Annotated in this window: 25 protein-coding genes; 15 read left to right on the forward strand and 10 right to left on the reverse strand. The window is 71.6% G+C overall.

From position 1 onward, the window contains the following. Positions 1–106: 106 nt before the first annotated feature. On the forward strand, positions 107–706 hold the full coding sequence (locus tag D9598_RS20950; protein WP_232476913.1) for an accessory factor UbiK family protein: 600 nt from the start codon (positions 107–109) through the stop codon (positions 704–706). Positions 707–766: 60 nt separating this feature from the next. Here D9598_RS20950 and D9598_RS05340 read toward each other — a convergent pair whose 3' ends face one another. Both D9598_RS05340 and purB read right to left on the reverse strand, forming a co-directional pair. Next, positions 767–1,060, reverse strand: coding sequence for a hypothetical protein (locus D9598_RS05340; protein ID WP_198365358.1), 294 nt, complete (start codon positions 1,058–1,060; stop codon positions 767–769). A 105-nt stretch (positions 1,061–1,165) separates the two neighbouring features. After that, a complete protein-coding gene (gene purB, locus D9598_RS05345) occupies positions 1,166–2,503 on the reverse strand; it encodes an adenylosuccinate lyase (protein ID WP_198365359.1) in 1,338 nt (445 codons plus the stop codon). 156 nt (positions 2,504–2,659) lie between these two features. Here purB and D9598_RS05350 point away from each other — a divergent pair, with 156 nt between their 5' ends. The 3 genes from D9598_RS05350 to D9598_RS05360 all read left to right on the forward strand — a co-directional run bounded on the left by D9598_RS05350 (position 2,660) and on the right by D9598_RS05360 (position 4,806). Further along, complete coding sequence (locus tag D9598_RS05350; protein ID WP_198365360.1) at positions 2,660–3,295, forward strand: TerC family protein; 636 nt, start codon at positions 2,660–2,662, stop codon at positions 3,293–3,295. A 279-nt stretch (positions 3,296–3,574) separates the two neighbouring features. After that, on the forward strand, positions 3,575–4,207 hold the full coding sequence (locus D9598_RS05355) for a YjbE family putative metal transport protein (protein ID WP_198365361.1): 633 nt from the start codon (positions 3,575–3,577) through the stop codon (positions 4,205–4,207). Then, entirely contained in the window at positions 4,204–4,806 is a 603-nt protein-coding gene (locus D9598_RS05360) for a hypothetical protein (protein WP_198365362.1), read from the forward strand. Before D9598_RS05355 ends, D9598_RS05360 begins: the two co-directional genes overlap by 4 nt. Before the next feature lie 38 nt (positions 4,807–4,844). Here D9598_RS05360 and D9598_RS05365 read toward each other — a convergent pair whose 3' ends face one another. From D9598_RS05365 to D9598_RS05380, 4 genes are all read right to left on the reverse strand, one after another. Next, on the reverse strand, positions 4,845–5,252 hold the full coding sequence (locus D9598_RS05365) for a hypothetical protein (RefSeq protein ID WP_198365363.1): 408 nt from the start codon (positions 5,250–5,252) through the stop codon (positions 4,845–4,847). A gap of 17 nt (positions 5,253–5,269) precedes the next feature. After that, positions 5,270–6,262, reverse strand: coding sequence for a GTP 3',8-cyclase MoaA (gene moaA, locus D9598_RS05370; RefSeq protein WP_198365364.1), 993 nt, complete (start codon positions 6,260–6,262; stop codon positions 5,270–5,272). Between the two features lie 88 nt (positions 6,263–6,350). Beyond that, positions 6,351–7,109 carry a TSUP family transporter gene (locus tag D9598_RS05375; RefSeq protein ID WP_370591936.1) on the reverse strand — a complete coding sequence of 253 codons (759 nt, stop codon included), beginning with the start codon at positions 7,107–7,109 and terminating at the stop codon, positions 6,351–6,353. After that, complete coding sequence (locus D9598_RS05380; RefSeq protein WP_198365365.1) at positions 7,106–7,279, reverse strand: DUF3553 domain-containing protein; 174 nt, start codon at positions 7,277–7,279, stop codon at positions 7,106–7,108. Before D9598_RS05380 ends, D9598_RS05375 begins: the two co-directional genes overlap by 4 nt. A gap of 129 nt (positions 7,280–7,408) precedes the next feature. Here D9598_RS05380 and D9598_RS05385 point away from each other — a divergent pair, with 129 nt between their 5' ends. From D9598_RS05385 to D9598_RS05410, 6 genes are all read left to right on the forward strand, one after another. After that, positions 7,409–8,008 carry a histidine phosphotransferase family protein gene (locus tag D9598_RS05385; RefSeq protein WP_198365366.1) on the forward strand — a complete coding sequence of 200 codons (600 nt, stop codon included), beginning with the start codon at positions 7,409–7,411 and terminating at the stop codon, positions 8,006–8,008. 92 nt (positions 8,009–8,100) lie between these two features. After that, positions 8,101–10,704 (forward strand): chemotaxis protein CheW, encoded by a 2,604-nt coding sequence (locus D9598_RS05390; protein ID WP_198365367.1) that lies wholly within the window; start codon positions 8,101–8,103, stop codon positions 10,702–10,704. Positions 10,705–10,717: 13 nt separating this feature from the next. Beyond that, entirely contained in the window at positions 10,718–11,200 is a 483-nt protein-coding gene (locus D9598_RS05395) for a chemotaxis protein CheW (RefSeq protein ID WP_370591937.1), read from the forward strand. Positions 11,201–11,210: 10 nt separating this feature from the next. Beyond that, the gene (locus tag D9598_RS05400; RefSeq protein ID WP_198365368.1) at positions 11,211–11,603 is read left to right on the forward strand and encodes a PleD family two-component system response regulator; all 393 of its coding nucleotides are present in this window, start codon (positions 11,211–11,213) and stop codon (positions 11,601–11,603) included. A 56-nt stretch (positions 11,604–11,659) separates the two neighbouring features. Beyond that, positions 11,660–12,745, forward strand: coding sequence for a chemotaxis-specific protein-glutamate methyltransferase CheB (cheB, locus tag D9598_RS05405; protein WP_198365582.1), 1,086 nt, complete (start codon positions 11,660–11,662; stop codon positions 12,743–12,745). Continuing rightward, positions 12,742–13,539, forward strand: coding sequence for a protein-glutamate O-methyltransferase CheR (locus tag D9598_RS05410; protein ID WP_198365369.1), 798 nt, complete (start codon positions 12,742–12,744; stop codon positions 13,537–13,539). The genes cheB and D9598_RS05410 overlap by 4 nt, the downstream gene beginning before the upstream one ends. Before the next feature lie 38 nt (positions 13,540–13,577). Here the strand turns inward: D9598_RS05410 and ctrA are convergent, their stop codons facing one another. Continuing rightward, entirely contained in the window at positions 13,578–14,324 is a 747-nt protein-coding gene (gene ctrA / locus D9598_RS05415; protein WP_198365583.1) for a response regulator transcription factor CtrA, read from the reverse strand. 299 nt (positions 14,325–14,623) lie between these two features. Here ctrA and D9598_RS05420 point away from each other — a divergent pair, with 299 nt between their 5' ends. From D9598_RS05420 to D9598_RS05440, 5 genes are all read left to right on the forward strand, one after another. Further along, on the forward strand, positions 14,624–15,400 hold the full coding sequence (locus tag D9598_RS05420; RefSeq protein ID WP_198365370.1) for an SDR family NAD(P)-dependent oxidoreductase: 777 nt from the start codon (positions 14,624–14,626) through the stop codon (positions 15,398–15,400). A 100-nt stretch (positions 15,401–15,500) separates the two neighbouring features. Continuing rightward, the gene (gene hisD, locus D9598_RS05425) at positions 15,501–16,787 is read left to right on the forward strand and encodes a histidinol dehydrogenase (RefSeq protein WP_198365371.1); all 1,287 of its coding nucleotides are present in this window, start codon (positions 15,501–15,503) and stop codon (positions 16,785–16,787) included. Positions 16,788–16,818: 31 nt separating this feature from the next. Continuing rightward, on the forward strand, positions 16,819–17,799 hold the full coding sequence (locus D9598_RS05430) for a LacI family DNA-binding transcriptional regulator (RefSeq protein ID WP_198365372.1): 981 nt from the start codon (positions 16,819–16,821) through the stop codon (positions 17,797–17,799). Positions 17,800–17,886: 87 nt separating this feature from the next. Then, complete coding sequence (locus D9598_RS05435) at positions 17,887–18,348, forward strand: CreA family protein (protein WP_198365373.1); 462 nt, start codon at positions 17,887–17,889, stop codon at positions 18,346–18,348. Further along, positions 18,345–18,563 carry a hypothetical protein gene (locus D9598_RS05440; protein ID WP_198365374.1) on the forward strand — a complete coding sequence of 73 codons (219 nt, stop codon included), beginning with the start codon at positions 18,345–18,347 and terminating at the stop codon, positions 18,561–18,563. The genes D9598_RS05435 and D9598_RS05440 overlap by 4 nt, the downstream gene beginning before the upstream one ends. A 46-nt stretch (positions 18,564–18,609) precedes the next feature. Here D9598_RS05440 and D9598_RS05445 read toward each other — a convergent pair whose 3' ends face one another. The 3 genes from D9598_RS05445 to D9598_RS05455 all read right to left on the reverse strand — a co-directional run bounded on the left by D9598_RS05445 (position 18,610) and on the right by D9598_RS05455 (position 22,076). Then, positions 18,610–19,992 carry a GntP family permease gene (locus D9598_RS05445; protein ID WP_304621596.1) on the reverse strand — a complete coding sequence of 461 codons (1,383 nt, stop codon included), beginning with the start codon at positions 19,990–19,992 and terminating at the stop codon, positions 18,610–18,612. Between the two features lie 72 nt (positions 19,993–20,064). Beyond that, entirely contained in the window at positions 20,065–21,012 is a 948-nt protein-coding gene (locus D9598_RS05450) for a 3-hydroxyacyl-CoA dehydrogenase (protein ID WP_198365375.1), read from the reverse strand. Further along, positions 20,997–22,076: a LacI family DNA-binding transcriptional regulator gene (locus D9598_RS05455; RefSeq protein ID WP_198365376.1), complete on the reverse strand. Its 1,080-nt coding sequence runs from the start codon at positions 22,074–22,076 to the stop codon at positions 20,997–20,999. The genes D9598_RS05450 and D9598_RS05455 overlap by 16 nt, the downstream gene beginning before the upstream one ends. Between the last annotated feature and the right edge of the window lie 31 nt (positions 22,077–22,107).

Here is a 22,107-nt window from a genome sequence, read left to right on the forward strand (position 1 = left end):
GTATAGGCGTCCGGCCCCGATGGGGGCAAGCCGCCGGCGGCCCGGCCACCCCGGCCGACACAGGCAACAGGATCGGCGCTTCCGCCGGAACGAGGAGAGCAGAGCGATGGTGGAGTCAGGCACCGAGACGGGCCAGGGGAGCAATCCCGGGAGCAATCCGGGGAGCGGTTCGGGGAGCAATCCGGGCGCGGGCGCCGGGCAGGGACCCGGCCGGCGCGGCCGGTTCTTCGACGACCTGGCCGGCATGGCGGGCGGCGCCTTCTCCGTGATGGCCGGCCTGCGGGCCGAGGTCGAGGCCATGGCGAAGTCGCAGGTGGAGACCATGGTGCAGCGCCTGGAGCTGGTCCGGCGCGAGGATCTCGACGCGGCGCTCGAGGTCGCCCGCCGGGCGCGCGAGGAGGCCGGCGCCCTGGCCGGGCGGGTTGCCGTGCTGGAGGCGAAGCTGGCCGCGGCGCCGGGTGGAACGGAGGCCGGCCTCTCCGGCGCGACCGCCTCCGGCGCCACGTCGCCGGAGGTCGCCACACCGGAGATCGCCACACCGGAGGTCAGCACGCTGGACCCGGCCGCGGACCCGACCACCGCCGCGGCGGGCGGCACTGCCCCGGCGCCGGGACCCAGGCCGGTGCCTGAGCCGCCGGAACCGCCCACCGGCAACCCGACGCCCCCGGGCGGATCGGACGAACCGCATCCGGCGCGGCCGGTCTGAGGGCCACGGCGCCGATATGTGCGGAAGGGGCGGGAGAACCCGCCCCTTTCTCATGCCGGCTCAGAACTGGAAGTAGACGCCCGGCGGCGGCCGGTAATGGCGCGGCGGTGGCGGCGGCGGATAATAGCCGTAGCGCGGCGGCGGGTGGTAATAGCGCGGCGGCGGCGGGCGGTAGTAGCCATAGCGCGGCGGTGGCGGCGGGCGGTGCCAGCGTGGCGGCGGCGGGCCGCGCCGCCAGTGGTCATGCACCAGCACCACCTCATCGGCCCGGGCCGGCGCCGGGCCCAGGCCGGTGGCCAGCAGCGCCCCCAGGGAGAGCAGGCCGGCCAGGGCCAGGTCACGCAAGCGAGGCATGATCGGTTCCTCCTGTCAGGGCCCTAATCTGGTCCTGGCTTGCGGCGGAACCATGGCCGGCGACGGGCGGCGGTGTGGCCGCCGTCACAAGCGCGTGCGCGGACCTCAGCCGGCGCCGAAAACCCGCGCGAAGATGGTCTCGACATGGCGGAAGTCGCGTTGCGGATCGATCGCCTTGTCGAGCGCCGCCGCATCCAGCCGTCCCGCCACCTCCTCATCGGCCAGGAGATTGTCGCGGAAGGAGCGGGCCTCCGGCTGGCCGAGCGCGGTCCAGGTCGCCATGGCGGCGCGCTGCACGGCGCGGTAGGCGCCCTCGCGCGAGAGGCCGGCCTGCGTCAGGGCCAGCAGCACCTTCTGGCTGTGCACCACGCCGCCCAGGCTCTCCAGGTTGGCTTCCATCCGCGCCGGATAGACGGTCAGCCTGTCGATCATCCCGGTCAGCCGGGCGAGCGCGAAATCGAGGGTGATGGTGGCGTCCGGGCCGATGAAGCGCTCGACCGAGGAATGGCTGATGTCCCGCTCGTGCCAGAGCGCGACGTTCTCCAGCGCCGGCATGGCGAAGCCGCGCACCACCCGCGCCAGGCCCGTCAGGTTTTCCGACAGCACCGGGTTGCGCTTGTGCGGCATGGCCGAGGAGCCCTTCTGGCCGGGATGGAAATACTCCTCCGCCTCGCGCACCTCACTGCGCTGCAGGTGCCGCACCTCGACCGCCAGCCGCTCGATGCCCGAGGCGATGACGGCGAGCGTGCAGAAGAAGGCCGCGTGACGGTCGCGCGGGATGACCTGGGTGGAGACCGGCTCCACCGCGAGGCCGAGCTTCTCCGCCACGAAGGCCTCCACCCGCGGGTCCACGGCGGCGAAGGTGCCGACGGCGCCCGAGATCGCGCAGGTGGCGATCTCCGCCCGCGCGGCGACCAGGCGGGCCCGGTTTCTCATGAATTCGGCGTAATGTCCGGCGAGCTTCAGGCCGAAGGTGGTGGGCTCGGCATGGATGCCGTGGCTGCGGCCGATGGTCGGCGTGTACTTGTGCTCCTCGGCGCGGCGGCGCAGCGCCGCGAGCAGCCGGTCGAGCTCGGCGAGCAGCAGGTCGGCGGCGCGGGCGAGCTGCACCGAGAGGCAGGTGTCGAGCACGTCCGAGCTGGTCAGCCCCTGATGCATGAACCGCGCGCTCTCACCGATGCCCTCGGCCATCCAGGTGAGGAAGGCGATGACATCGTGCCTTGTCTCCCGCTCGATCTCGTCGATCCGGGCGATGTCGGCCTCGGAGATGGCGGCGGCCAGCGGCGCGCCCTTCTCGCGGATCGCCGCGGCGGCCTCGGCCGGGATGGTGCCGAGCCGGCCCATCGCCTCGGCGGCCAGCGCCTCGATCTCGAACCAGATCCGGTAACGCGAGGCGGGAGACCAGATGGCGGTCATCTCGGAGCGGGCATAGCGCGGGACCATGGCGGGCGATCCTTGTCGTCTGGGCCGGCCGGAAGCGGGGGCCGGCAGGGCGCGGAGGGGGGCGGGAGCGGCGCTGTGTGACGGGTTGCCGACAGGTTGACAACCCTGGCCCCGCACGCGATCAGCCATTCTTCTCTTCGCCCGGGAAAGCGACAAATGGATTTATCTGCCTGGATGCCTGAGCTGATCGCGCTCGGGCAGGTCCTCCTGATCGACCTCGTGCTGGCCGGCGACAATGCCATCGTGGTCGGCATGGCCGCCGCCGGCCTGCCGGCGGACCAGCGCCGCAAGGCGATCTTCTGGGGCATCGCCGCCGCGACGGTCATGCGCATCGGCTTCGCCGCCATCACCACCCAGCTGCTCGCCATTGTCGGCCTGACCTTCGCCGGCGGCGTCCTGTTGCTCTGGGTCTGCTACAAGATGTTCCGCGAGCTTCAGCGCGGCCATCAGTCGGAGGTGACCGAGGCCGAGCTCGAGGCGCAGGGCGAGGCCGCGCAGACCGGCGAGCGCAAGACGCTGCGCGGCGCGATCATCCAGATCCTGGTCGCCGACGTCTCCATGAGCCTCGACAACGTGCTGGCGGTGGCCGGCGCGGCCAAGGACCACCTCTACATCCTGGTCATCGGCCTGGCCATGTCGGTGGTGCTGATGGGCGTCGCCGCCACCTTCATCGCCAAGCTGCTGGAGCGGCACCGCTGGATCGCCTGGGTCGGCCTGCTGGTCATCCTCTATGTCGCGGTCGAGATGATATGGAAGGGTGGCGGGGAGATCCTGCCCTTCATCACCGGTTGAGGACCATCGGTTGAGGATCGGGTCGCGCATCGGCGCGGCCTGACGGAAGGGGCCGCTCCCGCGAGGGGACGGCCCTTTTTCGTGCCGGTTTGCAGGCGGGCCGGCCGGAGCGCCGAAAATGAGCCCGGTTCCGCATCGGATTGCCCCTCCGTCATGCGCCGGACGCCTCCGCCTTGACGGGGAGGGCCGTCTCCCCGAGCGTTCCCGCCCCTTCCTTCCCGGTCCGTGGCGCCGTGCCGGGCGGCGCCGCGGCCCGCCATCGACACTGAGCGAGGAACTATGGACGCCTTCACCGGCATGCTGCCCGCGCTGGCCGAGATCATGTGGCTGAACATCATCCTGTCGGGCGACAATGCCGTCGTCATCGGCATGGCCGCCGCCGGCCTGCCGGAGCGGCTGCGCGCCAAGGCCGTGCTCTTCGGGGTGATCGCCGCCGCGGTGCTGCGCATCGTCTTCTCGATCTTCGCCACCCTGCTGCTGGAGTTCTGGTGGATCGACCTGGTGGGCGGCCTGGCCCTGCTCTACATCGCCTGGACCTTCTTCCGCGAGCTGCGCGGCGGGGCGCAGGAGGCGGAAGGTGGAGCGCATGCCGCGCCCAGGGAGAAGTCGATCGGCCAGGCGCTGTGGCAGATCATCCTCGCCGATGTGTCGATGAGCCTCGACAACGTGCTGGCCGTCGCCGCCGTGGCGCGCTCCAACCTCACCCTTCTGGTCATCGGCCTCGGCGTGTCCATCGTCATGATGGGCCTGCTCGGCGGCCTGCTGGCCAAACTCCTGGACCGGTTCAAGGTCATTGCCTATGTCGGCGTGGCGCTGATCGCCTATATCGGCCTGGAACTTCTGTGGGAGGGGCTGCTGATGGCGAATGCGACACTGCAACTGGGGCTGAACCTGCCAGGGGCGGCGCATTGAAGGCCGGCCTGCTGGCGGCCCTCCTGCTGGCGGCCTGCGCCGCCCAGCCCTCCGGGCCCATGTCCGCGGACCGTCCCGGCCTCGACGAGGCGCTGGGGCGCCTGCCGGCCTCGGCGGCCGGCTTCAGCCGGGGGATCACCACGGATATGGAGGCCGCCCAGCCCGGCCAGGGCCGCGCGGTGGACTATGCCACCGACATGCGCAACGGCGTGGCGGCGCGCGCCGCCATCGCCTCGGTGATCCTCTACGACCGGGGGCACCCCGCCCTGCCGCCCGATACCCCGCCCCCCGTCATCGAGGCGCAGCTGGACGAGGGGGTGCGGGACAGCACGACCCCGGCGCCCGGCAAGCAGATGGCCGAGAGCCACCGGCGGGACCTGCCGGTGGCGGGGGGCGCGCCGGTCCGCTGCGCCACGCTGGAAGGCACCTATGGCCGCACGGCGATGTGGCAGCAGATGTGCGTGGGCCTGGCCGCAGGGCGCTTCGTCAAGGTCTTCGTCGCTGTCCCGACGCGGCAGAAGGACCTGATCGACATGGACGCCGACGGCTTCACCCAGGCGGTGGTGGGCGCTCTGCGCGCCGCTCCGGCGGGGCGCTGAGGCCCCGCCCGGAGCAGCCCGGGCTCAGCGCTGGGGACTCAGCGCTGGCGCGGCCAGTCCAGCCGCGGCTCGGCGCGGCCGCCGCGGGGGCCGGGTTGCGGCCAGGCCGGCGGCGGCGGCACCGGCGGCGCCACGACGCGGGGCGGATCGCGCTCGGCGCGGCCGGCCACGAAGGAGGGGGGCTCGACCCAGTCCTCCGCCACCGCCGGGCGGCGCGCGGCGAGCGCCGGCTCCTGCAGCCGCATCGCCAGTTCCCGCAATTCGGCCTGGATCTCGTCGAGCTGCACCTCCAGCGCCTCGAGCCGCGACTTCACGCCGAAGACGCTGAACGGCATCAGCAGGAAGGCCGCGGCGCAGAGCAGGCCAAGGGTGAGCAACAGCAGGCCGGTCCATTCCGGCATGCCGGGGATCGCCAGACTGGCGGTCAGGCTGCGCAACTCGTTCATGGTTCAGCCGCCAAGGTTCACCCTCCGGTCACGCTCATGTGGCGCCCGACCGCGGGACGGCTGTGGCGCCGGTCGATGACGAAGTCATGGCCTTTCGGCTTGCGGGCGATGGCGGCCTCGATCGCCTCGCGCAGCCCGGCCTCGTCCACCGCCGGGTCGCGCAGGAGCGCGCGCAGATCCGCCGCATCCTCCTGCCCGAGACACATATACAGCGTGCCGGTGCAGGTGAGGCGGACGCGATTGCAGCTTTCGCAGAAATTGTGGGTCATCGGGGTGATGAAGCCGAGGCGCCGGCCTGTCTCCCTCACCACCATGTAGCGGGCCGGTCCGCCGGTCGCGTAGTCCGTGTCCTCCAGCGTCCAGGTCTCGCGCAGGCGACGGCGGACCAGGGAGAGCGGCAGGTACTGGTTGGTGCGGTCCTCGCCGATCTCGCCCATTGGCATGGTCTCGATCAGCGTCAGGTCGAAGCCGTGCTCGCCGCACCAGGCGATCAGCCGGTCGAACTCGTCCTCGTTCACGCCCTTCATGGCGACGGCGTTGATCTTGATGGCCAGGCCCGCCGCCTTGGCGGCGAAGATGCCATGCAGCGTCTTCTCGATGTCGCCCCAGCGGGTCAGTGCCCGGAAGCGCGCCGGATCGAGGGAATCGAGGGAGACGTTCAGGCGGCGGACGCCGGCGGCGTAGAGACCCTCGGCATGCTTCGCGAGCTGGGTGCCATTGGTGGTGAGCGTCAGTTCGCGCAGGGCGCCGGGGCCGATGCGGGCGCCGAGATTGCGGATCAGCGACATCACGTCGCGCCGGACCAGCGGCTCGCCGCCGGTCAGCCGGATCCGCTCGACGCCCAGGCCAATGAAGGCGCCGCACAGCCGCTCCAGCTCCTCAAGGCTGAGGATCTGCGCCTTGGGCAGGAAGGTCATGTCCTCCGCCATGCAGTAGACGCAGCGCAGGTCGCAACGGTCCGTGACGGAGACGCGGAGGTAGCTGATCCGCCGGCCGAACGGATCGATCATGGCGAGGGGCACTCCTGGGGTATGCGGGTCCACCCCATTTGGGCCGCCCCGCCCCTCCGCTGCAACCCCCTCCGCCGCCGTCCCGGGCTCAGCCGAGCAGCGCGAAGCTCCCGGCCCCGACCAGGGCGACGAGGGCGAGGCGGCGGTACCATTGCACCGGGATGACATGGAAGAGCCGGGCGCCGACCGGCACGCTGCCCAGCAGCACCGGCAGCATCAGCGCCGTCAGCACCAGCACCGGCCCGCCGATCAGCCCGCCCCAGAGCGGCGGGATGACAGCGGCGATGCCGAGCAGGCCGAAGTAGAGGATCAGGTTGGCGCGGTGCTGCGCCGCCGCCTCCGGCCCGGACAGCAGGTAGAGGATGACCGGCGGGCCCGACATGCCGGTGGCGCCCTTCATCAGCCCGGAGACGGTGCCGATGACGAGGTTCAGCGACAGCGGCCGCTTGCCATGATAGCGCCAGGGCGACATCAGCAGCAGGCCGAAGACCAGCACCATCAGGCCGATGGCGCGGCGCAGCGTGCCGGCCTCGGCGACGAAGAGTACCCAGGCCCCGAAGGGCGTGGCCAGGATGGCGGCGCCGCCGAGCGAGAAGATCACCCGCCGGTTGGCCAGCGCCACGGCGCGCGGCAGCAGATAGGCGGAGACGAAAAGCTCCATGACCAGCATCACCGGGACGCCGACGCGCGGCCCCCAGAGGGTGGAATAGACCGGGGCCAGCAGGATGGCGGTGCCGAAGCCGGAATAGCCCCGCATCAGCCCGGCGATGACGGTGGCGAAGACCGCGACCCCCACCTCCCAGCCGCCGAGCAGGGGCGCCACCTGCGCCCAGGCGGCCGCGATCACGGCGCGTCCAGCACGTCGAGGGCCACCTGCGCGGCGTTGATCAGCAGCTTGCCGGCATGCTCGAAGTTTACCGTGACCCGTTCGCCGACCACGGACTGCACTTGACCCACCCCCCATTCCGGGCGCTGCGGATGGCGGACCAGCATTCCAGGCTCGAGCGGGAGTCGCATGGTGGCCAGGGTGGCGGCGAAGCGCCGGCCGGGCTAGGGAGGCAGCGTTCACGGAAGCGTGATTCTTAACCGTATCTTAGGCAGGATGCGGCTAGCGCGGCCTTCCGGACCCGGCATGAGGAAGTCCCCTTGACGAACAGCGAATCGAGCCTGGCGCAGGACCTCTGCGCCCGGCTGTGCCATGACCTCGTTGGCCCGCTCGGCACGATCGGCGGAGCCATGAGCCTGCTGGGCGAGGACCCGGAGGCCGCCGGGCTGGCGCAGGACGCGGTGGCCGAGATGCGGCGGCGGCTGAGCTTCTGGCGCGCCGCCTGCGGCGCCGGCACCGGGCCGCTGGCGCTGAGCGAGATCGCGACCCTGCTGGACGGCATGCTGGCCGGCGGCCGCGCGCGGTTCGACCTGGGCGCGATGCCGCGGGACCGGGTGCTGCCCGCGCCGGTGGCGCAGCTGCTGCTGGTGGCCGCCATGCTGGCGGGGGAGGCGGTCTCGCGCGGCGGCGTCGTGCATCTCGGGCCGGGCGCGGCCGCGGAGGCGCTGGTGCTGCGGCCCGAGGGGCGGGTGGTGGCCTGGGCGCCGGGCGTCGCGGCGGCGCTGGGCGGCGATGCCTCCGCCGGGCCGCGCGGCATCCTGGCGACCATGCTGCGCGTGCTGGCGGAGGGGGCGGGCTGGCGCGCCGCGCTGGGGGCCGAGGGCGAGGCCATGGTGTTGCGGCTCGACCCGCGCGGCTGAGGCGGGCGAGGCACGGCTTTTACGGTTTCTTCGCGGAACGGACGCCAGTTTGGCCGGCAACAGCCTGCTGAACCAGCCTGTCGGGGACCGCGATGGACGACCTGCTCGCCGATTTTCTGACCGAGACCAACGAGGCCCTGGCCTCGCTGGACGGCGCCTTGCTGAAGCTCGAGAAAGCGCCGGACGACCGGCAGACCCTCTCCGAGATCTTCCGCAACGTGCACACCATCAAGGGCACCTGCGGCTTCCTCGGCCTGGCGCGGCTGGAGAAGGTGGCCCATGCCGCCGAGAACGTCCTGGGCAAGTACCGGGACGGCTCGCTGCGGGTGACGCCCGCCGGCATCACCCTGATCCTGGCGGCGCTGGACGGGCTGAAGGGCATCGTCTCGGGGCTGGAGGCGACGGGCGGCGAGCCGGCGGGGGATGACGCGGCGCTGATCGCGGCGCTCGACGCCGCCTGGCGGGGCGAGCCCGGCGCCGCGACACCGGCGCAGGCCACGCTCGAGGCGCTCGACAAGGTGTTCGAGGCGGAACCCGCCGCACCGGAGGCCGCCGCCCGGGAGCCCGCTGCGGAAGCCGCCGCGCCGGCGCCTGCGCCCGCGCCGCGCCAGCCGGGCACGGAGGGCGAGGCCGCCGCGGCCGGCCCGATCACCGCGGCCCAGACCATCCGCGTCTCGGTGGATGTGCTGGAGGATCTGATGACCCTGGTCAGCGAGCTGGTGCTGACCCGCAATCAGCTGCTGCAGCTCGTGCGCGCCCGCAGCGACTCGGCGCTGACCGTGCCGCTGCAGCGCCTGTCGCACATCACCTCCGAGCTGCAGGAAGGCGTCATGAAGACGCGCATGCAGCCGATCGGCAATGCCTGGCAGAAGCTGCCGCGCATCGTGCGGGATCTCGCCAACGAGCTCGGCAAGAAGATCGAGCTGGTGATGCGCGGCGCCGAGACCGAGCTGGACCGCCAGGTGCTGGAGCTGATCAAGGACCCGCTGACGCACATGGTGCGCAACAGCGGCGACCATGGGCTGGAGACGCCCGAGCAGCGCCGGCAGGCCGGCAAGCCCGAGACCGGGCGCATCCTGCTCAACGCCTATCACGAGGGCGGGCACATCATCATCGAGATCGGCGATGACGGGCGCGGCCTCGCGGTCGAGAAGATCCGGGCCAAGGTGCTGAGCCAGGGCCTGACCACCGAGGCCGAGCTGGCCGGCATGAGCGAGCGGGAGATCCAGCGGTTCATCTTCCGCGCCGGCTTCTCCACCGCCGCGGCCGTGACCTCGGTCTCCGGCCGCGGCGTCGGCATGGACGTGGTCAAGACCAATGTCGAGAAGATCGGCGGCACCATCGACCTGCGCTCGGTGGAAGGCAAGGGCACGACCTTCTACATCAAGATCCCGCTGACGCTCGCCATCGTCTCGGCGCTGATCGTCGAGGCCGGCGGCGAGCGCTTCGCCATTCCGCAGATCGGCGTGGTCGAGCTGGTGCGCGCCGGCGGCGCCGCCGAGAGCGCGCAGATCGAGCGGATCAACGACACGCCGGTGATGCGCCTGCGCGAGCGGCTGCTGCCGCTGGTCTCGCTGTCGCGGCTGCTGCAGCTGGAGCAGCGCGCCGATGCCGGGCCGGAGGAGGGCTTCGTCGTCGTCACCCAGGTCGGCGCCAATGTCTTCGGCATCATCGTTGACAAGGTCTTCGACACCGAGGAGATCGTGGTCAAGCCGGTGGCGCCGATCCTGCGCCACGTCACGATGTTCAGCGGTAACACCATCCTGGGCGATGGCAGCGTCATCATGATCCTCGATCCCAACGGCATCGCCCGCGCCACCGGCGTGGGCGCCGACGGGCCGAGCGAGGAGGCGGCGCGGGCGCAGGAAGGGCTGCGCGGCACCCGCTCGGGCGAGCGCACCGCGCTGCTGCTCTTCCAGGCCGGCGACGGCGCGCCGAAGGCGGTGCCGCTCGGCCTGGTGGCGCGGCTCGAGGACCTGCCGGCGGAGAGCATCGAGCATTCCGGCGGCAAGGCGCTGGTGCAGTATCGCGGCAAGCTGATGCCGCTGGTGCCGGCCGCGCCGGGCTGGATGATGCCGGAGCCGGGCCGCCGCCAGGCCGTCCTGGTCTTCAACGACCGCGACCGCGCCATGGGGCTGATGGTCGACGGCATCCTGGACGTGGTCGAGGAGCAGATCGTCATCGAGGGCGCCAGCGACCAGCCGGGCATCCTCGGCAGCGCGGTGATCTGCGGCAAGGTGACCGACCTGATCGACTGCTCCTGGTGGCTGCGGCAGGCCGGGGAGGACTGGTTCCGCCCCACCGGCGGCGACCAGACGACGCCGCGCGTCCTGCTGGTCGAGGACAGCGCCTTCTTCCGCCACCTGCTGATGCCGGGCCTGACCGCCGTCGGCTATGACGTGACGGCGGTGGACACCGGCGCGCAGGCGCTGCAGCTGCGCGAGCAGGGCGCCGCTTTCGACATCATCGTCTCCGACATCGAGATGCCAGATCTCGACGGCATCGGCCTGGCCCAGGCGGTGCGCGGCGCCGGGGCCTGGCGCACGGTGCCGATGGTGGCGCTAAGCGGCCGCAGCGATCCCGCGCTGATCCGCCGCGCCCGTGAGGCCGGCTTCAACGACTATGTCGGCAAGTCGGACCGCGAGGCGCTGATGGCGGCGCTGCGCGACGCCGTGGCCGCGCAGACCCCGTGCTGAGGAAACCACCGCGATGCATGCCCCGATGCCTTCCTCCGCCGGCCTGGTGCGGCCGCCGGTCCTGGCCGACGCCGCGGCCGAGATGTTCCTGACCCTGACGGTCGCCGGCCAGCTCTGCGGCGTGCCGGTGCTGTCGGTGCGCGACATCCTGGGCGCGCAGGTGATCACCCGCGTGCCCCTGGCCCCGCGCGAGGTGGCCGGCAGCCTGAACCTGCGTGGCCGCATCGTCACCGCGATCGACCTGCGGCGCCGCCTCGGCCTGCCGGAGCGGGCCGCGGGCGCCACCGCGATGAGCGTCGTCGTCGAGCAGAATGGCGAGCTCTACAGCCTTCTCTCGGATTCAGTGGGGGAGGTCCTGCCGCTGCGCACCGAAGGTTTCGCCGCCAATCCTCCGACGCTCGACCCGGTCTGGCGCGAGGTGTCGCGCGGCGTCCACCGGCAGGACGGGCAGCTGCTGATCGTGCTCGATGTCGACCGCGTCCTGGCGATCGGTTGAGGAGGAACGCATGGAAACGCCGACAACCTGCCTGGTGGTGGACGACAGCCGCGTCGTGCGCAAGGCCGCGCGCCGCATCCTGGAACGTCATGGCTTCGCCGTGCGCGAGGCGGAGAACGGCCTGCTGGCGCTCGAGGCCTGCCGCGCCGAGCTTCCGCGCCTCGTTCTGCTCGACTGGAACATGCCGGTGATGGACGGGCTGGAGTTCCTGAACGCGGCCCGCGCCGAGTTCGGGCCGGAGCGGCCGGTCATCATGCTCTGCACGACCGAGAGCGAGTTCGACCGCATCGTGCTGGCGCTCGCCGCCGGCGCGCAGGAGTATATCATGAAGCCCTTCGACGACGAGATCGTCACCGGCAAGCTGGTGCAGCTCGGCCTGCTGGCGGAGGATGTCGGGCCGTGAGCGCCTGGACCCCCGCCACGCCGCGCGCCATGCCGGCCGGCGGGCCGATCCGCGTCATGTTGTGCGACGACAGCGCGACGGTCCGCGCCGCCCTCGGCCGCCTGCTGGAGACCGATCCGGGAATCCGCGTGGTGGCGCGGCCGGCGGATGGGCAGCAGGCGCTGGACGCCCTGCGCGACCTGGCGCCCGGCGAGCGCCCCGATGTCGTGCTTCTGGATCTTGAGATGCCGGTGATGGACGGGATGACGGCGCTGCCGCGCCTGCTGCGCGCGCAGCCCGGCCTCGCCGTGATCGTCGCCAGCGCGCTCACCCAGCATGGCGCGGCGGCGGCGATGGCGGCTCTGCGCGCCGGCGCCGCCGACTACCTTCCGAAGCCCGGCGCGGCGGGCGGCGGCATGGCCGACCCCGCCTTCCGCGCCGAGCTTCTGGCCAAGGTCAAGGGCTGGGCCCGGATGCGTCAGCCGCCCCGGGTCAGGCCGCCCGCTCCGCCGGCCATCGTGCCGCCGGGCCTGCCGGCCGCCCCGCGCGGCGGGCGCCCTCGGCTGCTGGCGCTGGGGTCCTCGACCGGCGGCCCGCAGGCGCTCGCCGGCTTCGTCCGCCGCCTGGCCGTGGCGGCCGCCTTCCCGGTGCCGATCGTCGTGGTGCAGCACATGCCGGCCGGTTTCACCGCCATGCTGGCCGATCATCTGTCGCGGCTCGGCGGCCCCGCGGCGGCGGAAGCGCAGGATGGCGAGGTGCTGCGGCCGGGCCGGATCCATGTGGCGCCGGGCGACCGGCACCTGCTGGTCGAGCGCCGGGGCGAGGGGCTGGTGGCGCGGCTGAACCAGGCGCCGCCGGAGAATTTCTGCCGCCCCGCCGTCGATCCGATGCTGCGCAGCGCCGCCGGGGCCTGCGAGGGCCGGCTGCTGGCGGTGATCCTGACCGGCATGGGGCAGGACGGCCTGCTGGGCTGCAAGGCGGTGGCGGCGGCGGGCGGCGCGGTTCTGGCGCAGGACGAGGCTTCCAGCGTCGTCTGGGGCATGCCGGGCGCGGTGGCCAAGGCCGGCCTGGCGCAGGCGCTGCTGCCGCCCGAACAACTGGCTGAGCGCGCGATGGCGCAATGTGGCATGGCGGGCGCCGGTCCCGTGGGAGGACACGCATGAATGCGGAGAGCTTTGCCGCTATCGCGGCGCTGGTGAGGACGCGCTCCGGCATCGTGCTGACCCCCGACAAGGGTTACATGCTGGAGACCCGGCTTGCGCCCATCCTGAAGCGGGAGGGTGTGGCCAGCCTGGATATGCTGGCGCTGCGGCTGCGCGACATCAGGGCCGAGCGGCTGGCGCGCGATGTCACCGAGGCGCTGACCACCAACGAAAGCAGCTTCTTCCGCGACGGCAAGCCGTTCGACCACCTGCGCCGGCTGTTGCCGGGCCTGATGGCGGCGCGCGCCGCGGGCCACAGGCTGCGCATCTGGTCAGCCGCCTGCTCGACCGGGCAGGAAGCCTATTCCGTGGCGATGATCCTCTCCGAACTCGGGATGCGTCAGGCCGAGATTCTCGGCACCGACCTCTCGCGCGAGGTGGTGGAGAAGGCGCGCGAGGGCTTCTTCACGCAGTTCGAGGTGCAGCGTGGCCTGCCGGTGCAGATGCTGGTGAAGCACTTCCGGCAGGAGGGGGCACGCTGGCAGGTTCGGCCGGAGCTGCGCGCCATGACCCGCTTCGAGGAGCGCAACCTGCTGGGCGAGCATCGCAGCCTCGGGCGCTTCGACGTCATCTTCTGCCGCAACGTGCTGATCTACTTCGACCCGCCGACGAAGGGACGGGTGCTCAACGCGCTCGCCGCTCAGCTTGCGCCGGACGGCGTGCTCTATCTCGGCGGCGCCGAGACGGTGTTGGGCCTGACGGAGAAGCTGATGGCGGTGCCGGGGGAGCGGGGCGCCTATGCTCTGGCCCGGTGAGACGGTCCGGGGAGGGCGGGCGGCCCTCCCCGGGATCGTCATGCCGCGGCCTGGGGCGCCGCCTGCCGGGATGGCGCCGGCAGCTCGGGCGCCGGGAAGCGCGCGCCCTGCAGCGCCGGCTCGCGCATCACATAGCCGCGGCCCCAGACGGTGCCGATCAGCTCGCCCGCCCCGGCCTGCGCCAGCTTCTTGCGCAGCTTGCAGATGAACACGTCGATGATCTTGGCCTCCGGCTCGTCGATGCCGCCATAGAGATGGTTGAGGAAGACCTCCTTGGTCAGCACCAGGCCCTTGCGCAGGGTCAGCAGCTCCAGGATGGCGTATTCCTTGCCGGTCAGGTGAACCTCGCGGTCGTTCACCCGCACCTCGCGGGAGCCGAGGTTGAGCAGCAGGGGGCCGACGGAGAGGGTCGGCTGGCTGAAGCCCTTGGCGCGGCGGATGATGGCCTGCAGCCGGGCCATCAGCTCCTGCTGGTCGAAGGGCTTGGTGATGAAGTCGTCCGCGCCCATGCCGAAGGCCTTCACCTTGGCCTGGGGGCGGGACAGGCCGGAGAGGATGAGGACCGGCGTCTCGACCCGGTTGCCGCGCAGCCGGCGGACCACCTCGTAGCCCTCCATGTCCGGCAGCATGATGTCCAGGATGATGATGTCGTAGTCATAGAGGGAGGCGAGTTCGAGCGCCTCCTCGCCGGTGGCGGCGGTGTCCGTGATCATCGACGACGCCTTGAGCATCATCGAGATGCCGCGAGCGGTGGTCATGTCGTCCTCAACCAGAAGAACTCGAATCTCTTGGTGCTCCACAATCTATAAGTGCATTTATACCACCTATACGGGAAACCAAAAGAGGTTTTTCATCTTTGAGACGTATTAATACGCGAGACAGAGTTTAAAAATCAGAGATGACGGCGTGACGTGGCGGCATTCTGAACAAAACCGGCCTTTCGGGGGCTCCAGGTGGTCCGCGGCCACCATACGGATTGTATATTAACGAAGAAATATCCATAAATAGAAACACTCTTCCGCATTTGCCGCCCCTTCGCTCCCAGGGCTAGGACTTCCCCCGCAACGCATTCGGAGGACGATCCATGACCCAAGACCTGGCCCTGCCACGGACACCCTCCTTCCGGCTGGACGGGCGCCGCGCCCTGGTGACGGGGGCGGGGCGGGGCATCGGCCTCGCCGCCGCCGCCGCTCTGGCCGAGGCTGGCGCGCATGTCGCGCTCGCGGCGCGCAGCGGCCCGGAGGTGGAGGCGGCCGCGGCGGCGATCCGCGCCGGCGGCGGCGCGGCCGAGGCCCTGGCCCTGGATGTCTCGGACCTGGCCGCCCTGGAGGCGGCGCTGGAGGCGCGCGAGCCCTTCGACATCCTGGTCAACAATGCCGGGACCAACCGCCCCGCCCCCTTCCTGGAGGTGACGCCGGCGGATTTCGACGCCGTCATGGCGCTCAATCTGCGCGCCGCCTTCTTCACGGCGCAGGCGGTGGCGAAGCGCCTGGTGGCGGCGGGGCGGCCTGGCTCGATCATCCAGCTTTCCTCGCAGATGGGGCATGTCGGAGGGCCGAACCGCAGCGTCTACTGCGCCAGCAAGCATGCGATGGAGGGGATGACCAAGGCCATGGCGATCGAGCTCGGGCCGCATGGCATCCGGGTAAACACGCTCTGCCCCACCTTCATCGAGACCCCCCTGACGCGTCCCTTCTTCGAGGCCGCGGCCTTCCGCGACTGGGTCCTGTCCAAGATCAAGCTCGGCCGCGTCGGGCAGGTGGAGGATTTGATGGGCGCCGTCGTCTTCCTGGCCTCCGGGGCCAGCGGGCTGATGACCGGCAGTGCGCTGATGCTGGATGGAGGCTGGACCGCGGAGTGAGGAGATCGCCGATGCATACGGATGCAATAAGACTTGCATCCGTATGCAATCCGGCCTCATCCTGGCCGCCTTGTTGTCACGGCCAGGGAAGGAACGCGTCATGATCCGCTATTTGAAGAAGGGTGCCGAGGCCGCCGAGACGGCCGAATACGATCGCAAGGTCCGCCAGACCGTCGAGAGCCTCCTCGCCGATGTCGAGGCGCGCGGGGATGCGGCGGTGCGCGAGTTGTCGGTGAAGTTCGACAAGTGGTCGCCCGAGAGCTTCCGGCTGACCCCGGAGCAGGTCCAGGCGCTGATCGACAGCCTGCCTTCGCAGGTGATCGAGGACATCAGGTTCGCCCAGGCCCAGATCCGCCGCTTCGCCGAGGCGCAGAAGGCCTGCCTGACGGATCTCGAGATCGAGACCCTGCCGGGCGTCACGCTGGGCCACAGGAATATCCCCGTGGAGAGCGTCGGCTGCTACATCCCGGGCGGCCGCTACCCGATGGTGGCCAGCGCGCACATGTCGGTGCTGACCGCCAAGGTCGCCGGCGTGCCGCGCGTCATCGCCTGCACCCCGCCGCTGAACGGCGAGGCCCCGGCGGCCACCGTCGCCGCCATGGCGATGGCCGGCGCCGACGAGATCTATCTGCTGGGCGGCATCCAGGCCGTCGCCGCCATGGCGCTGGGCACCGAGACGATCAAGCCGGTGGACATGCTGGTCGGGCCGGGCAATGCCTTCGTCGCCGAGGCCAAGCGGCAGCTCTATGGCCGTGTCGGCATCGACCTGTTCGCCGGCCCCACCGAGACGCTGGTCATCGCCGATGACACGGTGGATGCCGAGATCTGCGCCACCGACCTGCTCGGCCAGGCGGAGCACGGCCCGACCTCGCCCGCCGTGCTGCTCACCACCTCGCGCAAGATCGCCGAGGGGATCGAGGCGGAGATCCAGCGCCAGCTCAAGGTGCTGCCCACCGCCGACATCGCCAGCGTCGCCTGGCGCGACCACGGCCAGGTCATCCTCTGCGACACCGATGAGGAGATGCTGCAGGTGGCCGATGACATCGCCTCCGAGCATGTGCAGGTGATGACGAGGAATCCGCGCTGGTTCCGCGACAACATGCGCAACTACGGCGCGCTGTTCCTCGGCCCCGAGACCAACGTGGCCTATGGCGACAAGGTGATCGGCACCAACCACACCCTGCCGACCAAGAAGGCCGCGCGCTACACGGGCGGGCTCTGGGTCGGCAAGTTCATCAAGACCTGCACCTGGCAGGAGGTGAAGCCCGAGGCCAGCGCCATGGTCGGCGAGTACTGCTCGCGCCTCTGCGCCATCGAGAACTTCGCCGGGCACAAGGAGCAGGCCGACATCCGCGTGCGGCGCTACGGTGGCAAGAACGCCGCCTGACGCCCCTGCGGAGGCCCCCGCGGGAGCCCCCATGGGAGCCGTGACCGCGCGCGACCTGGCGCGGCATCTCGGCGTCTCGCAATCGATGGTGTCGCGGGCCTTCAGCCCCGGCGCCTCGGTGGCGCCGGCGATGCGCGCCCGCATCCTGCGCGCGGCGGAGGAACTGGGCTACCGCCCCAACGTCATCGCATCCGCCCTGTCGCGGCGCCGCTCCTCGCTGGTCGGCATCGTCATGGCGGAGCTGACCAACCCCTTCTATCCGGCGGTGCTGGAGCAGTTGAACGCCGCGCTGCGGGAGGCCGGCTTCCAGTCGCTGCTGATCACCATCCCGCCGGGCGGCAGCGCCGACGACGCGCTGCCGATGCTGCGGCAGTACCATGTCGACGCGGTGGTGCTGACCTCGGCCAGCCTGTCCTCGGCCAGCGCCTCGCACTGGCTGGGCGATGGCCGGGCCGCCGTGCTGTTCAACCGCACCGCCATCGGGCCGACGCGGCTCGACAGCGTCGCCTGCGACAATGTCGGGGGCGGGCGGATGGCGGCCGAGGCGCTGCTGGCCCATGGCTGCCGGAACCCCGCCTTCGTCGCCGGCCGCGCCGACACCTCGACCAGCCACGACCGGGAACGGGGCTTCCGCGCCGCCCTGGCCGGGCATGGCCTGACGCCGCTCCGCATCGAGGCCGGCGATTTCAGCTACGAGGCCGGTCATCGCGCGGCCCGGGCGCTGGGGGGCGCGGACGGTGTCTTCTTCGCCAACGACATCCTGGCGCTCGGCGGGCTGGACGCGCTGCGGCACGAGATGGGCCGGCGTGTCCCGGACGAGGTCGCGGTGATCGGCTTCGACGACATCCCGATGGGCGCCTGGCCGGCCTACCGCCTGACCACCCTGCGCCAGCCCGTGCCGGAAATGATCGACCGCACCATCGGCCTGCTGCGCGCGCGCCTGGGCGGCGATGACGCGCCGCCCAGGGCCGAGCGGCTCCCGGCCAGTCTGCTGCGCCGCGGCTCGCTGTGACCGGCCGATCTCCGGGCGGCCCGTTCCTTTCCGCCGATCATCGCCTATGTGTGGGGGCCGCAACCCCAGCCCCAGGCCGCCCGCATCATGAAGCCGCTGCTCGCTGTCCTCCTCGCCCTGCTGCTGGCCGGGCAACCCGCCCTGGCGCAGAAGCGCGTGGGCGAGGTCAGCACCACCTTCCGCATGGTCGGGCCGAACGACAAGGTCGTGGTCGAGCGCTATGACGATCCCCGCGTCGCCAATGTCTCCTGCTACGTCTCGCGCGCCGACACGGGCGGATTGTCGGGCTGGGTCGGCCTGGCCGAGGACCCGTCGCGCTTCAGCATCGCCTGCCGCGCCACCGGCCCGGTGACCCTGCCGGAGAAGCTGCCGCAGACGGAATCCGTCTTCAGCCGCTCCAGCTCGGCGCTGTTCAAGTCGCTGACGGTGACGCGCATCCTGGATCAGGAGAAGCAGGTGCTGGTCTATCTGGTCACCAGCACGAAGATCATCGACGGCTCGCCGTTCAACAGCGTCACCGCCGTGCCGCTCGCGACTCCCGCGCCATGACCCGCCCGGCGCCCGAGGGGAACCGGAAGGACGGCCGGGGCGGCCTCTCCCGCCTGCGGCCGGCCGAGCTCCGGGCCTATGACCGTTTCCTCGGGCACGGCTGCCCGCCGCCGTCCACCGCCGTCACCTTCACCCCGACGGCCATCGGCACGCAGGTCGCCCTGCGCTGCGAATGCGGGCAGGCGGAGGACATCACCGACTACGACAGCTGGTGACATCCCCCTCCGCCTCCCCCTTCCTCGGGGGGGCGGCACGGCGGCGTCAGAAGGTGCCCAGGGTCGTTCCGAGCAGGATCACGGCGATCAGCGCCAGGACCGGAACCAGCAGGTTCACGACGAAGATGTCGCCATAGGACGATTTGTGCGTCAGCCCGGTGATGGTCAGCAGCGAGATGACCGCGCCGTTGTGCGGCAGCGAGTCGAAACCGCCGGAGGAGATGGCGGCGACGCGGTGCAGCAGGTCCGGGCTGATGCCGAGCGCCGCGGCGCGCTCCATGTAGGTGGCGCCCAGCGTGTCGAGCGCGATGGACAGGCCGCCGGAGGCCGAGCCGGTGATGCCGGCCAGGGCGTTGACGGCGATGGCGAGCGAGATGATCGGCGTCCCGGGCGCGATGCCGACGACGAAGTCGCGCACGACGACGAAGGCCGCCAGGGAGGCGATGACGGCGCCGTAGCCCACCTCGCTCGCCGTGTTGAAGATCGGCAGCAGCGAGCCCATCGTGCCCTCGTTCAGCGTCTTCTGCGCGTCGCGCAGGTAGCGCCGCTGCAGCAGCAGGACGGTCAGGATGGCGCCGACCAGCGCGACGATCAGCGCCCAGGTGCCGATCACCGCGGTGGGCGCGATGTTGCCGTAGATCTGCTGCGACAGGTAGCCGAGGTCGAGCGAGGGAAAGACGACCAGCGAGAAGAGCGCGTTCAGCCCGATAACGACGACGATCGGCAGCAGCGACAGCGCGAAGCCCGGCCGCTCGCCGTCCTCGAACTGCGGCAGGTTCTCCTTGTGGTCGCCATAGCCCTCGCCGGCGAGCCTGGCCCGGCGCTGCCGGTGGTGCAGCCAGGCCAGGCCGCCGAACAGCATGATGGCGGCGGCGATTATGCCGAGGCCGGGGGCTGCGAAGGTGGTGGTGCCGAAGAAGCGCGTCGGGATGGCGTTCTGGATCGCCGGCGTGCCCGGCAGCGCCGTCATGGTGAAGGTGAAGCTGCCCAGCGCGATGGCGCCGGCGATCAGCCGCTTCGGCACGTCCGCCTCGCGGAACAGCGCCGCGGCGATCGGGAAGATCGCGAAGGCGACGACGAAGAGCGAGACGCCGCCATAGGTCAGCACGCCGCAGGCCAGCGTCACGGCGGTGATGGCATGCTGCGCGCCGAGACGGCGGATGATGGTGTGCGCGATGGTGGTGGAGGAGCCGCTATCTGCCATCAGCTTGCCGAAGATGGCGCCGAGCAGAAAGATCGGGAAGAACAGCACGACGTAGTTGCCGAGGCTCTTCATGAAGATCTGCGTATAGGTCGCGAGCAGCGGGCCGCCCTGCGCCATCAGCACGGCGAAGGCGGCCATGATGGGGGCCAGGATCAGGACGTTGGTGCCGCGATAGGCGAAGTACATCAGCCCCGCGAGGGACAGGATGATGGCGAGTGTACCCAAGGGTCGGGCTCCGGGATGATCGGTTGCGGGCCGGGCCGCGGCCGGGGCGATGGCGCCCGGCCGCGGCGCCGGTCACTTGGGCTGGCCGCGCAGATGCGCGACGAGCGCCATCAGGCGGCGGTTGCGCCAGTCGGTGCGCTCGCCGAGCCGGTCCTGCGGCAGGCTCTGCCGCAGCTCCCGCTCGGCGCTGGCGATGGCCTGCTGCGACCAGGGCTGCGGATCGCGGCGCGAAAGGGCGATGTCGTGATAGAGCGGGGCGAGCCGGGCGGAATAGTCGGCGATGCCGCCCGGCGCGTTCAGGTCGATGGTCTCGAAGGGCCCCATGAAGGCCCAGCGCAGGCCGAGGCCCTGGCTCACCGTGCGGTCGATGTCCACGGCGGAGGCGAGGCCCGCCTCGTAGAGCGCCCAGGCCTCGTTCAGCAGCGCGCCCTGCAGCCGGTTCAGGATGAAGCCCTCGATCTCGCCCTTCACCTCGATCGGCGCCTGGCCCCAGCCTTCCATGGCGGCGCGCAGCACGGGCGGGATGGCCGGATCGGTCCAGGGCGCCGGCACCAGCTCCACCAGCGGGATCAGGTGCGGCGGGTTGACCGGATGCGCGATCAGGAAGCGCGCGCGGTTGGCCAGCCCCTCGGTGAAGGCGGAGGCGGGAATGCCGGAGGAGGAGGAGCCGACGATGGCGTCGGGCCGCATCGCCGCGTCGATCTCGGCGCAGACCGCCTGCTTCACCGGCACGCGCTCGAGCACGGATTCCTGGATGTAGTCGGCCGGGCCGACCGCCTCGGCGAGGCTCTCCGTCACCGTGATGCGGGCGAAGGCCGCCTCGACCTCCGGCGCCTGGGCCAGCCCGGCCTCGCGCATCTCCTCCAGCATGGCGCGGATGCGCGCGGGCGCGCGGGCGCGCAGTCCGGCATCGGCGTCATAGACGCGGACCCGGGCGCCGCCGCGCGCGAAGACCAGCGCCCAGCCGGAGCCGACCAGTCCCGCGCCGATGACGGCGACGGTGTTCAGGACAGGCTGCATGCGGTTTCCTTTCTTGCTTCCTGCAACGGGACGGTGCTGCCGCGGACGACCAGCTCGCCGGGCAGGCGCAGCAGCCGGCAGGATGGCGCCTCGCCACGGCCGGCGAGCGTGATCCAGTCCAGGGCGGCGGCGATCATGCGCTCCACCGGCTGGCGCAGGCTGGTCAGGTCGTGCGAGGGCCAGGCGGCGATGGGGATGTCGTCGAAGCCGGCGATGGCGATGTCGCCCGGCACGGCGAGGCCAAGCTCGTGCCGCGCCACGTCCATCGCGCCGAGCGCCAGGATGTCGGCGGTGCAGAACAGCGCCTCCGGCCGGTCCGGGCGGGCGAGCAGGCGGCGTGCCGCCTGCTGCCCGGCGGCGTAGGTGAACTCGCCCGCCGCCTCGACCAACGGCGGCGGCAGGCCGAGTGCGGCGCAGCGGTCGAGAAAGCCCTGGCACCGCTCGGCATTGGTCGAGGCATCCGGCCGCCCGGAGATCAGGCCGAGCCGCCGCGCGCCGCGCGCCGCCAGATGCCCGGCCACCGCGGCGGCGCCGCCGGAATTGTCGCAGACGGCGGCGAGGCTTCCAGTCTCCAGCCCCGCCGCGCCGGGATGGCGGTTGAGGAAGATCAGCGGCGTGCCGGCCTCGCGGCAGGCGGCGGCGGCGTCGCTGCTCAGCGTCGTCGCCAGGATCACGGCGCATTCGGGCTGGTAGGAGAGCAGCAGGCGCAGCGCCTCGCCCATCTCGCCGCCGGCCTCCGCCATCACCAGCATGACATTGTAGCCGGCGCCCTGCAGCGCGGCGGTCAGCGGCGCCAGGGCGGCGGAGTAGAAGGGGTTCGCCAGGTCCGAGAGCACGACGCCGACGATGCGGGTGCGGCGGGTGATCATGCTGCGCGCCAGGGCGTTGGGCTGGTAGCCGAGCTGGCTGGCGCGGCCCAGCACCGCCTGGCGGGTGGCATCGGCGATCGCCGCGTCGGCATGAAAGGCGCGCGCCACCGTGGCCACCGACATGCCGAGGTCGCGGGCCAGATCCTTGATGGTGACGCGGTGGAGGCGCCGCGGCGCGGACACGGTCTCTTCCATGGGTTTCCTCCGGCGGCCTGGCGGCCTTGTT

It is taken from the genome of Roseomonas sp. KE0001 (assembly GCF_016107285.1).
Taxonomy (GTDB): Bacteria; Pseudomonadota; Alphaproteobacteria; order Acetobacterales; family Acetobacteraceae; genus Pseudoroseomonas.

Excerpts from the sequence above, each read along its gene's own strand:
- D9598_RS20950 (WP_232476913.1), top strand. The coding sequence starts at position 107 with ATGGTGGAGTCAGGCACCGAGACGGGCCAGGGGAGCAATCCCGGGAGC.
- D9598_RS05340 (WP_198365358.1), bottom strand. The coding sequence starts at position 1,060 with ATGCCTCGCTTGCGTGACCTGGCCCTGGCCGGCCTGCTCTCCCTGGGG.
- purB (WP_198365359.1), bottom strand. The coding sequence starts at position 2,503 with ATGGTCCCGCGCTATGCCCGCTCCGAGATGACCGCCATCTGGTCTCCC.
- D9598_RS05350 (WP_198365360.1), top strand. The coding sequence starts at position 2,660 with ATGGATTTATCTGCCTGGATGCCTGAGCTGATCGCGCTCGGGCAGGTC.
- D9598_RS05355 (WP_198365361.1), top strand. The coding sequence starts at position 3,575 with ATGGACGCCTTCACCGGCATGCTGCCCGCGCTGGCCGAGATCATGTGG.
- D9598_RS05365 (WP_198365363.1), bottom strand. The coding sequence starts at position 5,252 with ATGAACGAGTTGCGCAGCCTGACCGCCAGTCTGGCGATCCCCGGCATG.
- moaA (WP_198365364.1), bottom strand. The coding sequence starts at position 6,262 with ATGATCGATCCGTTCGGCCGGCGGATCAGCTACCTCCGCGTCTCCGTC.
- D9598_RS05380 (WP_198365365.1), bottom strand. The coding sequence starts at position 7,279 with ATGCGACTCCCGCTCGAGCCTGGAATGCTGGTCCGCCATCCGCAGCGC.
- D9598_RS05390 (WP_198365367.1), top strand. The coding sequence starts at position 8,101 with ATGGACGACCTGCTCGCCGATTTTCTGACCGAGACCAACGAGGCCCTG.
- D9598_RS05395 (WP_370591937.1), top strand. The coding sequence starts at position 10,718 with ATGCATGCCCCGATGCCTTCCTCCGCCGGCCTGGTGCGGCCGCCGGTC.
- D9598_RS05400 (WP_198365368.1), top strand. The coding sequence starts at position 11,211 with ATGGAAACGCCGACAACCTGCCTGGTGGTGGACGACAGCCGCGTCGTG.
- cheB (WP_198365582.1), top strand. The coding sequence starts at position 11,660 with ATGTTGTGCGACGACAGCGCGACGGTCCGCGCCGCCCTCGGCCGCCTG.
- D9598_RS05410 (WP_198365369.1), top strand. The coding sequence starts at position 12,742 with ATGAATGCGGAGAGCTTTGCCGCTATCGCGGCGCTGGTGAGGACGCGC.
- D9598_RS05420 (WP_198365370.1), top strand. The coding sequence starts at position 14,624 with ATGACCCAAGACCTGGCCCTGCCACGGACACCCTCCTTCCGGCTGGAC.
- hisD (WP_198365371.1), top strand. The coding sequence starts at position 15,501 with ATGATCCGCTATTTGAAGAAGGGTGCCGAGGCCGCCGAGACGGCCGAA.
- D9598_RS05430 (WP_198365372.1), top strand. The coding sequence starts at position 16,819 with ATGGGAGCCGTGACCGCGCGCGACCTGGCGCGGCATCTCGGCGTCTCG.
- D9598_RS05435 (WP_198365373.1), top strand. The coding sequence starts at position 17,887 with ATGAAGCCGCTGCTCGCTGTCCTCCTCGCCCTGCTGCTGGCCGGGCAA.
- D9598_RS05440 (WP_198365374.1), top strand. The coding sequence starts at position 18,345 with ATGACCCGCCCGGCGCCCGAGGGGAACCGGAAGGACGGCCGGGGCGGC.
- D9598_RS05450 (WP_198365375.1), bottom strand. The coding sequence starts at position 21,012 with ATGCAGCCTGTCCTGAACACCGTCGCCGTCATCGGCGCGGGACTGGTC.
- D9598_RS05455 (WP_198365376.1), bottom strand. The coding sequence starts at position 22,076 with ATGGAAGAGACCGTGTCCGCGCCGCGGCGCCTCCACCGCGTCACCATC.